This is a genomic window from uncultured Methylobacterium sp. (assembly GCF_964251405.1).
In the GTDB taxonomy this organism is placed as follows: Bacteria; Pseudomonadota; Alphaproteobacteria; order Rhizobiales; family Beijerinckiaceae; genus Methylobacterium.
On the sequence record NZ_CAXUJR010000087.1, the window covers coordinates 1 to 11,086 of the forward strand.

The following is an 11,086-nucleotide window of genomic DNA, read 5'->3' on the forward strand; positions in this document are numbered from 1 at the left end:
GATCCTCCAGCCCGATATGGAACCGCAATCCCTGCCCGCCGGGCTCCCAGCGGGTGGCGGTGCGGTAGGTCTTGCAGTCGAAGGGGATGACGAGGCTCTCGAAGCCGCCCCAGGAGAAGCCCATCCCGAACAGCTCCAGCCCGTCGAGCATCGCCGCCAGGGCCGCGGTGGGGACGGGCTTCAGGATCACGCCGAACAGGCCGGACGACCCCGAGAAATCCCGTTTCCAGATCGCGTGGCCGGGATCGTCGGGCAGGGCGGGGTGGAGCACCCGCAGCACCTCCGGCCGGCCCTGCAGCCACTCCGCCATGGCGAGTCCCTGGCGACCGTGCTCGCGCAGGCGAAGCGCCATCGTGCGCAGGCCGCGCAGGGCGAGGAACACGTCCTCCGGCCCGGCGCACATGGCGAAGTGTTCGAAGGTGCGGTGGAGGGCGGGCCAGTAGGCAGCGTTGGCGGAGGTGAGGCCCAGCAGCAGGTCCGAGCCGCCGCTGAGATACTTGGTGCCGGCCTCGACCACGATGTCGGCACCGCGCTCGTGGGCCGGAAACAGCAGCGGCGTCGCCCAGGTGTTGTCCATGATCACCGCGGCCCCGCGCGCATGGGCGACGTGCGCGATCGCCGGCACGTCCTGCATCTCGAAGCTCTGCGAGCCCGGCGCCTCCACCAGTACCGCCTTGGTGTTGCCCCGCATCAGAGCGCCGATGCCGTCCCCGACGAGGGGGTCATAGTAGGTGACCTCGACCCCGAAGCGCTTGAGCACGCCGTCGCAGAAGAGGCGGGTCGGGCGGTACGCGGAATCGCTGACCAGCAGGTGGTCGCCCGCACTCACCACCGCCATCAGCGCCACCGTCAGGGCGGCGAGGCCGGAGGGCGTCAGCACCGTGCCGGCCGCCCCCGAGAGCTCGCTCCAGGCGTCTTTGAGCGAATCCATCGTCGGCGAGCCGCTGGTGCCGTAATCGTAGCGGCCTCGCCGATGCACGAGGTCGTCGTAGGTCGGGAACAGCACCGTCGAGCCACGATAGATCGGGGCATTCACGAAGCCGTGCTGACTGGCCGGATCGCGCCCGGCATGGACGAGGCGGGTGCTCTGGCCGAAGCGTGCGGGATCGCGGGGAGGGGTGTTGGACATCGGGACCGTGGCGGGGAAGGAATTTTGCGCTGCGATCACAGCCCGCTCGCTTCCCGCGCGTCAACCCGGCGGGGTTGACCGAGGGGCGCCGAACTTGGATCAACGGAGGGGCGGCCACCCCATGGCGAACCCCACGCGGTCATCCCGGGGCTGCCCCCGGATCGACGGACGGGGGCGATCGAAGGAACGGCAGGGATCGGGATTGAGCCAACGCATGCGATCGTCCTCCGCGGGCCTGCTCTTTGTCCTGCTCGCCGCCACCCCCGCCCTCGCCGACGGCACCCTCGCCCAGGTGAAGGCACGCGGGCATCTCGTCTGCGGCGTCAGCCCCGGCGTCGCGGGTTTCAGCGTGCCCGACAGCCAGGGCGAGTGGCGCGGCCTCGATGTCGATTTCTGCCGGGCGATGGCCGCGGCAATCTTCGACGACCCGAAGGCGGTCCGCTTCATCCCGCTCTCGTCGCCGTCGCGCTTCACCGCCGTGCAGTCCGGCGAGGTCGACGTGCTCGCGCGCAACACCACCTGGACCCTGTCGCGCGACACGAGCGCGATGAACTTTCCCGCCATCACGTTCTTCGACGGCCAGGGATTCCTGGTGCGCAAGGACCGCAACCTCGCCCAGGTGAAGCAGCTCGACCGCGCCACGATCTGCCTGCAGCAGGGCACCACCACGGAACTCAACCTCGCCGACTGGTTCCGCACCCGGGGACTGACGAATCAGGTCGTCACCTTCGCCAACAGCGAGCAGACGCTGGGCGCCTACGAATCGGGGCGCTGCGACGCTCTCTCCACCGACAAGTCCTCCCTCTATGGCGAGCGCCTCAAGACGGCGGAGCCCGACGCGCACGTCATCCTCGACGAGACCATCTCGAAGGAGCCTTTCGCCCCGGCGGTGCGCCAGGGCGACGACCAGTGGCGCGACATCGTCGCCTGGACCCACTACGCCATGCTCGACGCCGAGGAGGCCGGGATCGGCCAGGCCAATGTCGAGGCCCTGCGCGGGAGCGTGCTCGGCCCGGATGCCAGGCGCATCCTCGGGCTCGAGGGCCGCTACGGCGAGGCGATGGGGCTCACCACGGACTGGGCCTACCGCATCGTCCGCCATGTCGGGAATTACGGCGAGGTCTTCGCCCGCAACGTCGGCGAGGGCTCGCCCCTCAAGGTCCCGCGCGGGATCAATGCGCTCTGGACGCAAGGAGGGCTGCAATACGGGCCGCCGATCCGGTGAGGGTGCGAAGCCTCGCGATCCAGGCCGCGCTCCTCGCCGCCGTCGCCGCCCTTGCCTACGGCGCCGCCACCAACGCGTCCGAGAAACTCGCGCGCCAGGGCATCGTGGCCGGGTTCGGCTTCCTCTCGCGGGTGGCCGGGTTCGACATCAGCCAGCGGCTGATCGGCTACGCGGCGGCGACCTCGACCTATCTCGACGCGATCCTGGTCGGTCTCCTCAACACGCTGCTGGTGTCCGGCCTTGCGATCCTGATCGCCACGATCCTGGGTTTTGCCCTCGGCATCGTCCGGCGCGGCCCGAACCTCCTCGCCCGCGGTCTCGCGGCCGCCTATGTCGATCTCTTCCGCAACCTGCCGCTGCTCCTGCAATTGCTGGTCTGGTACGTGGCCGTGCGCTTCGCTCTGCCCGACCCGGGGGCACCGGCGAGCCTCGCCGACGGGGTCTATCTGAGCCAGCGCGGACTCTACCTGCCGCGCCTCGACTTCTTCGGACGGGGCTGGATGCTCGTGGCCGCACTGCTGGCCGGGATCGTCGCAGCGATCACCCTGGCCCGGCGGGTGCTCCCTGCGATCGGCTTGGGTCTCGGGCTTCCCGCCCTGGCGGTGCTCGGCCTGTGGCTGGGGGGATCCGCCGCCGTCTCGTGGCCGGCGCGCGGGCCTTACGACATCGAGGGCGGGCTGCCGGTGCTGCCGGAATTCGCCGCCCTGCTCCTCGGGCTCTCCACCTACACCGCCGCCTTCATCGCCGAGATCGTACGGGCGGGGCTGGCCAGCGTGCCGGTGGGCCAGACCGATGCGGCCCAGGCCATCGGCCTGAACCGGTGGCAGACCCTGCGCCTCGTGACGGTGCCCCAGGCGATGCGGGTGATCGTGCCTCCGCTCACCTCCCAGTACCTGACGCTGACCAAGAACTCCTCGCTCGCGGTGCTGATCGGCTATCCCGATCTCGTCCACGTGGTCATGGGCACCGTGCTCAACCAGACCAACCAGGCGATCGAGGCGGTGGCGATCACCATGGCGGTCTACCTCACGATCAGCCTCGCCACGGCGCTGGCGATGAACCGCTACAACGCCCGCATCGCGCCGGTGGGGCGCTGATGGCGGAGTTCGTCCGCGCCACGCCGATCCCGTCCTCGAAGCCGCCCCGGCGCGCTGGCGGCGCCTGGGGATGGCTGCAGGAGAACCTGTTCTCAGGGTGGGGCAACACGCTCACCACCCTGGCGATCCTGGCGCTCCTCGCCTGGCTCGTGCCGCCGGCCTTGCGCTTCCTCGTCCTCGACGCGGTCTGGACCGGCACGTCCGGCGAGGCCTGCCGCCCGGAGGTGGTCGGTCGCCCGGTGGGCGCGTGCTGGGCCTTCATCGGTGAGAAGATCAACTACCTCGTCTACGGCTCCTACCCGGCCTCCGAGCGCTGGCGGGTGAACCTCGTCTTCGCCCTCGCCGCCCTGGGCGCTGGCTGGATGCTGTGGCTCGACGCGCCCCGGCGGGGCCTCGGCGCGGGTCTGGTGTTCGGACTCCTGCCGGTGGTCGGGTTCTTCCTGCTCGCCGGGGCGACGTGGCTCGGGCTGAAGCCGGTGCCGACGGGGTTGTGGGGCGGCATGCTCGTCACCTTCGTGGTGGCGATGGTCGGCATCGTGGCGGCGCTGCCGCTGGGCATCCTGCTCGCGCTCGGCCGGCGCTCGCGCCTGCCGGTGCTGCGCTATGCCTGCATCGCCTTCATCGAGTTCTGGCGCGGGGTGCCGCTCATCACCGTGCTGTTCATGGCCAACGTGATGCTGCCGCTGTTCCTGCCCGGCGACCTCACCGTCGACCGGCTGCTGCGCCCGCTGATCGGCATCGCGCTCTTCGCTTCCGCCTACATGGCCGAGGTGGTGCGCGGCGGCCTCCAGGCGGTCCCGGCGGGGCAGGGGCTGGCGGCGCAGGCGCTCGGGCTGACGCGGATCCAGGCGATGCGCTACGTCATCCTGCCCCAGGCCCTCAAGGTGGTGGTGCCGGGCATCGTCAACACCTTCATCGGGCTCTTCAAGGACACGACGCTGGTGAGCATCGTCGGCATCGCCGATTTCATCCGCGTGCTCGAGGCCTCGCGGGCCGACCCGCGCTGGTCGGCCCCGATGGTGCCGCTCACGGCCTACCTCTTCGCGGCCCTGTTCTACTTCGCGTTCTGCTTTTGCATGGCGCGCTATGCCGGCTTCATCGAGCGGCGGCTCGCCGCCGGGGACCGGACCCGATGAGCGCGCCCGCCATCGCCCTGGCGGGCGTGAATGCCTGGTACGGCGACACCCATGTCCTGCGCGACGTCGACCTCGCCGTGGCGCGGGGCGAGCGCGTCGTGGTCTGCGGCCCCTCGGGGTCGGGCAAGTCGACCCTGATCCGCTGCATCAACGGCCTGCAGCCGCACCCTTCCGGTACCATCACGGTTGAGGGCATTCCGCTTGAGGGCAGCCAGGTCGATGCCGTGCGCGCCCGCGTCGGCATGGTGTTCCAGAGCTTCAACCTGTTTCCCCACCTCACTGTCCTGGAGAACTGCACGCTCGGACCGATCCATGTCCGCGGCCTGCCGCGGCGGCGAGCTGAGGCGCTGGCCCGCGATCATCTGACCCGCGTGCGCATCCCCGAGAAGGCTGGCGCCTATCCCGGCGAGCTCTCCGGCGGCCAGCAGCAGCGGGTCGCCATCGCCCGTGCCCTGTGCATGGAGCCCGCCGTCATGCTGTTCGACGAGCCGACCTCGGCCCTCGACCCCGAGATGGTGGAGGAGGTCCTCGACGCCATGACGGGGCTGGCGCAAGCCGGCATGACCATGGTCTGCGTCACCCACGAGATGGGGTTCGCCCGGCGCATCGCCGACCGGATCGTGTTCATGGACGAGGGCCAGGTCGTCGAGGTGGCGAGACCGGAGGCGTTCTTCGAGACGCCGCAGCACCCTCGGACGAGGGCCTTCCTCGGGCTGCCGTGAAACCCGGTGCTTGGAGGCGCGAGGCTTGTTCCGGTTCGTTAACGCCCTTGCGCTAACCCTTGGCGTTCCTCGCTTTCCCGGGAAGCACAAGCTTTGCGTATCCTCCGGTCCCTTGCCGTCTGCGGCGTCTTCGGCGTGAATATCCTGGCGATCGGATTCGTCTGCGCCGACCGAATGGCGCATCCGCCGGCCGCCGCCATCCCGGTCATGGCCCGCGCCAACCAGCTCGCTCCGAGTACCACCGGCTCGATCGCCGGCACGCCCCGGATGGCGACGCCCATCGTCGCGCCGCCGCCCAAGGCCACCGACGGCTTCGATACCGAGCGGTTGAACGCCCTCCTGCGCGGCGACCCCCTGTCCGGCCCCGCCCGGCGCTGACCCCGGCGCTCCAGCATGCGATGATCGGCCGGACGGGAGCCCGACCGATGCGCAGCCTGATCACCGACATCGCCGGCATCCGCGTCGGCCATGCCCATGACGGGCGGCTGGCCAGCGGCACCACCGCGATCCTGTTCGACGAGCCCGTGGTGGCAAGCGTCGATGTCCGCGGCGGCGGACCCGGCACCCGCGAGACCGACCTCCTCGATCCCGAGCGCACGGTGGAGACGATCGACGCCCTCGTCCTGTCGGGCGGCTCCGCCTTCGGGCTCGATGCCGCCGCCGGCGTGGTCGCCCGGCTCGCCGAGACCGGGCGCGGCTTTGCCGTCGGAGGGGTCCGCGTGCCCATCGTGCCGGCCGCGATCCTGTTCGACCTCCTCAACGGCGGCGACAAGGAGTGGGGGCGATATCCGCCCTATCGCGAACTCGGCTATGCGGCGGCCCTCGCGGCGGCGAGCGACTTCGCGCTGGGCTCGGTGGGCGCGGGCCTCGGTGCCTGCACCGCCAACCTCAAGGGCGGTCTCGGCTCGGCCTCGGCGCCGGTGGACGGAACGGCCGCGCAGGTCGGGGCGCTCGCCGTCGTCAACGCCTTCGGGCGGGTGACAGCGGGCGAGGGACCGTGGTTCTGGGCCTCTCCGTTCGAAGTGGAGGCCGAATTCGGCGGCCTCGGCTTTCCCAAACAGATGCCGGCTTCCGCCTTCGACTGGCCACGCAAGGGCGTGCCCGGCGCCAATACAACGCTGGCGGTGGTCGCCACCGATGCCCTGCTCACCAAGGCGCAGGCCCGCCGCCTCGCCGTCATGGCGCAGGATGGGCTCGCCCGGGCGATCCATCCGGTTCACACGCCGCTCGACGGCGACGTGGTCTTTGCCGTCGCCACCGGCCGGGTGGCGCTCGCCGATCCGATCATCGATCTCGCGCGGATCGGCGACGCAGCCGCGCGGGTCCTGGCACGGGCGGTGGCGATCGGGGTCTACGAGGCGACGGCACTGCATGTGGCAGGCTTGGTCCAGCCCGCTTGGCGCGACCGGTATGGAGCCGCCGACGGATCACCGTGATCGGAGCGTTTGCGCGCGTTCCCCGCTCTCTCCGCTTGCGAGAAGAGGGGATCGTGCGTCGCGGCGATCGAACGCTGCCCGTGGAACCGGGTCTCAAGCCTCGCGGCCATCCACGATCAGCTGCGCCAGACCGGCATCGACCTCGGCGCCCAGCATCGCGCGCTCGGCATCGGTCAGGTCCGCAGCCCAACCGCGCTGGCCGAACCCCTCGGCGCATTTGGCGCGCTCGGCCTCGATATAGGCCATGGTCGCTTCTGGTTCGTTCTGCATCGCATGGGCGAAGCCGAACCAGGCGGCCCGCTCCACCACCGCGAGCCGCGCCCGCAGGCGGATCATCACCGCCCGGTCCGGGCTGACCTCGTCGTCCATGGTCTCTCCCGAAAAGCTGCGATCAGCGCCGCTGCTCGCAGCGCGTCTTGACGTAGTTGCCGGACGCGCCGCTATGGCCCGAACTGGCTGCGAGCACCGGACCCTGCAGCAGGCATTCCTGCAGGGAGTGGGCCGGGCCGGTGATCACGTCCAGAGCAGTCTCGCGCGTGCAATCCGGCTGCGGGAGGCTGGCCGCGCAGACCAGGGCGACGACGATGATGGTGTTCATTCCCTGCAAACTAGATCGGGGTCGATCCGGAGCAAGGGCGTCCGGCCTCAGGCGGTCCGCGCCACTTGCGCACGGCCCGCGGCGCTCCAGCGCATCAGGCCGAGCATCACCAGGATGGTGGCGAGATAGGCGACCACCTGCAGGGCCGTCGGCCGGTCGGTGTAGCCGACGAGCGCGTGCAGGACGCGGCCGGGCAGGCTCCCCTCGGGGAGCAGGGCGGAGGTGTTCCACACGGTGTGGCCGAGCACCGTCACGACCCCGGCATTGGCGAGGAACTGCGCCGCCTGCGCCGCCAGTCCCGCCGCCAGGAGGACGATGAGGGCCGAGGTCACCGAGAACACGTAACGGGTCGGGATCGAGGCGAGCCCGAGATAGCCCGCCCCCGAGACCGCGATCCCGGCGCCGACCCCGAGCGCCGCACCGAGCTGGAGTTCCACCCCCGAGGTGCCCGAGGCGACGAGACCGTAGAGGAACAGCACGAGCTCGGCGCCCTCGCGCAGGATGGCGGCTCCCACCACGACGGCCAGGGCGGCGGCGGTGCGGTCGCCGCTGCGCACGGCGCTGCCGGCGGCACGCAAGTCCCCGGCGAGTTCCCGCCCGTGCCGGCTCATCCAGGTGTTGTGCCAGACGAGCATCATGACCGCGAGGATGAGCACGGCGGCATTGAGCACGTCCTGGCCGGTGCCTTCGAAGGCGTCGGAGATCGATTCGGCAAACAGCGCCAGCAGGGCGGCCCCGGCGAGCCCCCCCGCCACCCCGAGGCCGATCCAGCCCTTGGCTCCGGCGATGCCGCGGGTGGCCGCGAGCACGATTCCGACGATGAGGCCGGCCTCGATGACCTCGCGGAAGGCGATGACGAAGGCTCCGATCACGGCGGATCTCCTGACAATGACATGGGAAGGGGGCTCACCAGACCCAGAACATCAGGACCCAGCCCGCCACCGAGAGGGCGGTGGCGGCGCCGATGGCGGCGGTGGCGGCGAGTTGCCCGGAGCCCCGATCGGAGAGGCCGGCCACCGCGTAGGCGAGGCGCAGGGTCCAGAGACTCGCTCCGGCGAGCAGCAGCGCCCGGATCTCGGGCACGTAGGGAACCTCGATCCGCTCGCCGCGCAGGAAGCCCACCGTGAGCGCGGAGAGGCCGAGGAACAAGCCGCAGCCGGCCACCGGGATCAGGGTCTGGACGAGGTGGTGGAAGCGCGGCCACGACCAGGCTCCGAGCGCCCGCGTCGCGAGCGCCACGAGGGCCGAGAGGGCGAGGCCGAGCCCGATCGCCGCGGCGGCGACGTAGGCGAGCAGCAGGGCGCCGTCGAGGAGGCTGAGCACGTCGTTGTGCTCGGGGTAGTTGGTGAGGACCCACCACGGCAGCGCGGTCTCCAGCGGCCAGGCGACGCCGCGCTCGATCAGCCAGGTGGCCAGCGCCTGCTTGGCCGCGACGAACCACGGGCTCGACGACCACTGGAAGGCGCCGACCGCCAGCCCCATCATCCCGAACAGGATCAGCCCGCTCTGGCCGGCGTCGGGCTCGGTGCCGGCGACATGGACGATCTCGTGGTTGGGCGAGCGACGAGCGAGACGCACCGCCCCGCGATAGCCGGAGCAGCGCCCGCACATGTGGCAGGCTCCGGCTCCCGTCATGGTCTTCACCGCCACGAGCGGCGCGCAGGTGAAGGCGTCGGCCTTCTGAGGTTTGGGCGAGGCGGCCCAGGCTCGGCCGTCGACCTGGAAGCTCACCGGCGCGAGCTTGGCCAGCACCGCGAAGACGCCGTTGACGGGGCAGAGGTAGCGGCACCAGACCCGCTTGTCGCGGCCGTAGACGAGGCCGACCGCGATCGCCGCCAGGGTCGAGCCGCCGAGCACCACCAGTACGGGCTTCGGGTAGCCGTAGACGCTGACCATCTGCCCGTAGACCGTGGTGCCGGCGAACGCCACGAACGGCCACCCGCCCCAGCTCAGCCAGCGCGGCACCGCGCGCCCCAGGCTCCAGCGGCTGGCGACTTCGGTGAGCGTGCCCTCGGGGCAGAGCAGCCCGCACCAGGCCCGGCCGACCACCACCATGCTGACGAGCACGAACGGCCACCAGATCCCCCAGAACGCGAACTGCGCGGCGAGCGTCAGGTTCGACCACAGATTGGCCGTGCGCTCGGGGAGGGGCAGGAAGGCCGGCACGGCCACGAGCACGAGGTAGATCGCCACCACGGCCCATTGCAGGGTGCGCACCGTGCGCAGGTGCTGCCCGAGCCAGTCGCCGAGGCGCACAAGCCCGGCATCGACCCGGCCGAGGCCGGGCCGGGGCAGGCCGCGCGGATGGGCGATGGGCAGGGTGGTCAAAGCAGGTCCCTTGTTGTGAAAGACGTCACCGTATCCAGGTGAATCACTCCCTTCCCCCTTGTGGGGAGGGGTAGGGGTGGGGTGGCTGGGTGACCCTCTGTCGAGGCCAGCGGAACCACCCCCACCCTCGGTCCCTCCCCACAAGGGGGAGGGGAAAGCGTTCAGCACGAACCCACCGCGTGTCCTACTTCGCGACCAGGGTCGCCTTGGCCCCCGGGTGGAAATCGTCGAAGACCGGGTAGGAGCCCGGATCGACGGTGCGAAACACGATGGATGAGGTCGAGCCCGCGGCGATCGCCTTCTCGCGCTTGAGTTCGGCGCTCTCGAACTCCACCGGCGTCTGTCCGGTATTGGCGATCTCGAGCTTGAACCGGGTGTTGGCCGGGACCTCGATGATGCTCGGTACGATCATACCATCGCGCATCTCGACCCGGATCACCGGCAGGTCCTCGGCGCGCGCCGGCGCCGGCAGGAACAGGAGCGCGACGGCAGCGGCGAGGATCGCGCGCGTCGCGGCGACCTCCTTCCGAGAGGGGAGGGTGCTCAATACGCCCCCTTCTTGCCGGTGCCGGCGAAGGTGAAGTCCTGGACGAGGTCGAAGGGCTTGAACCACGCGGCGACCCCCGTCTCCTTGTCGACGTGGCGGCCGAAATGCTGGTGGGGGCCAGGCGGCGCCACCGTGACCTTGAGGCGGTAGCGGCCGGGGCCGGCGAGCTTGACGTTGTCGCCGTAATGGGGGCCGTCGTTGGCCACCATCTGCATCAGCATGCCGCTCACCTTGGTGGCGGTCGGCGTGTCGCCGTCGAGCTTCACCACCTCGAAGGTGACGGAGAGGGCGGGCATCCAGTCGCCCTCGGCAAAGCCGTTCCTGTTGTCCTTGGCGGCGCGGATGTCGGCCTCGAGATGGATGTCCGACTCGGCCGCCGCCCGCATCATGCCAGGCGGGTCCATCTCGATCGGCTGCAGGTAGACCGCGCCGACGTCGATGCCCTGCTGCACCACGTGCGGGCCGATCGGCACCTCCTTGGCGCTCAAGGCGCCCGCTCCGGCGAGGCTCGCGATAAGGGCAGCCGCCAGGGCCGTACGATGGTCTCTACCAAGCATGGCCCGGATCTCCTGCAGCACCGTCGGCGTGGCCGCCGATACGCCCTGCGGCGCCGCAACCCTGCGCGCCGTCATCGACAGGGCGCAGACATAAACCAACGGCAGAAGATTTCAATGATGGTCGAGGGATTACTCTTGGCCGCGACTTCGTGGCACCTTCGGGGCAGTGTGTATCAGTTGCGATTTAAAACAATTCCAGAGTAATTCGTGCAGGTAAATCCTACCGGGGCGGGGGTGTTGTTACCGACGGCTGCGCCGGGAGCGCGTGTCGCGACCCTGCCCGAGCATGGCCCCCGAGCATGGCCCCCGAG

General features: G+C 70.6%; 13 protein-coding genes. 6 read left to right on the plus strand and 7 right to left on the minus strand.

What is annotated here, in order from left to right:
- The coding region (metC, locus tag ACFE7U_RS14420; protein WP_375410426.1) for a cystathionine beta-lyase at positions 1 to 1,129 on the minus strand (1,129 nt) is incomplete at its 3' end.
- Between the two features lie 214 nt (positions 1,130 to 1,343).
- On the opposite strand from metC, the gene ACFE7U_RS14425 reads away from it, so the two are divergent.
- The 6 genes from ACFE7U_RS14425 to ACFE7U_RS14450 all read left to right on the plus strand — a co-directional run bounded on the left by ACFE7U_RS14425 (position 1,344) and on the right by ACFE7U_RS14450 (position 6,745).
- Positions 1,344 to 2,354 (plus strand): amino acid ABC transporter substrate-binding protein, encoded by a 1,011-nt coding sequence (locus ACFE7U_RS14425; protein WP_375410412.1) that lies wholly within the window; start codon positions 1,344 to 1,346, stop codon positions 2,352 to 2,354.
- A complete protein-coding gene (locus tag ACFE7U_RS14430) occupies positions 2,351 to 3,451 on the plus strand; it encodes an amino acid ABC transporter permease (protein ID WP_375410413.1) in 1,101 nt (366 codons plus the stop codon). Before ACFE7U_RS14425 ends, ACFE7U_RS14430 begins: the two co-directional genes overlap by 4 nt.
- Positions 3,451 to 4,587, plus strand: a complete 1,137-nt coding sequence (locus tag ACFE7U_RS14435) for an amino acid ABC transporter permease (RefSeq protein WP_375410414.1) — start codon at positions 3,451 to 3,453, stop codon at positions 4,585 to 4,587. Before ACFE7U_RS14430 ends, ACFE7U_RS14435 begins: the two co-directional genes overlap by 1 nt.
- A complete protein-coding gene (locus ACFE7U_RS14440; protein ID WP_375410415.1) occupies positions 4,584 to 5,309 on the plus strand; it encodes an amino acid ABC transporter ATP-binding protein in 726 nt (241 codons plus the stop codon). Before ACFE7U_RS14435 ends, ACFE7U_RS14440 begins: the two co-directional genes overlap by 4 nt.
- Positions 5,310 to 5,402: 93 nt before the next feature.
- Positions 5,403 to 5,687 (plus strand): hypothetical protein, encoded by a 285-nt coding sequence (locus ACFE7U_RS14445; RefSeq protein WP_375410416.1) that lies wholly within the window; start codon positions 5,403 to 5,405, stop codon positions 5,685 to 5,687.
- 47 nt (positions 5,688 to 5,734) lie between these two features.
- Positions 5,735 to 6,745, plus strand: coding sequence for a P1 family peptidase (locus ACFE7U_RS14450; RefSeq protein WP_375410417.1), 1,011 nt, complete (start codon positions 5,735 to 5,737; stop codon positions 6,743 to 6,745).
- 93 nt (positions 6,746 to 6,838) lie between these two features.
- Here ACFE7U_RS14450 and ACFE7U_RS14455 read toward each other — a convergent pair whose 3' ends face one another.
- The 6 genes from ACFE7U_RS14455 to ACFE7U_RS14480 all read right to left on the minus strand — a co-directional run bounded on the left by ACFE7U_RS14455 (position 6,839) and on the right by ACFE7U_RS14480 (position 10,775).
- Positions 6,839 to 7,114, minus strand: a complete 276-nt coding sequence (locus ACFE7U_RS14455) for a hypothetical protein (RefSeq protein ID WP_375410418.1) — start codon at positions 7,112 to 7,114, stop codon at positions 6,839 to 6,841.
- Positions 7,115 to 7,136: 22 nt separating this feature from the next.
- Positions 7,137 to 7,343, minus strand: coding sequence for a hypothetical protein (locus tag ACFE7U_RS14460; protein ID WP_375410419.1), 207 nt, complete (start codon positions 7,341 to 7,343; stop codon positions 7,137 to 7,139).
- A 47-nt stretch (positions 7,344 to 7,390) separates the two neighbouring features.
- Entirely contained in the window at positions 7,391 to 8,215 is an 825-nt protein-coding gene (locus ACFE7U_RS14465; protein WP_375410420.1) for an FTR1 family protein, read from the minus strand.
- Between the two features lie 34 nt (positions 8,216 to 8,249).
- Entirely contained in the window at positions 8,250 to 9,662 is a 1,413-nt protein-coding gene (locus tag ACFE7U_RS14470) for a 4Fe-4S binding protein (protein ID WP_375410427.1), read from the minus strand.
- Between the two features lie 193 nt (positions 9,663 to 9,855).
- Positions 9,856 to 10,173 carry a cupredoxin domain-containing protein gene (locus ACFE7U_RS14475; RefSeq protein WP_375410428.1) on the minus strand — a complete coding sequence of 106 codons (318 nt, stop codon included), beginning with the start codon at positions 10,171 to 10,173 and terminating at the stop codon, positions 9,856 to 9,858.
- A gap of 41 nt (positions 10,174 to 10,214) precedes the next feature.
- Positions 10,215 to 10,775, minus strand: a complete 561-nt coding sequence (locus tag ACFE7U_RS14480) for an iron transporter (RefSeq protein WP_375410421.1) — start codon at positions 10,773 to 10,775, stop codon at positions 10,215 to 10,217.
- Positions 10,776 to 11,086: the final 311 nt, after the last annotated feature.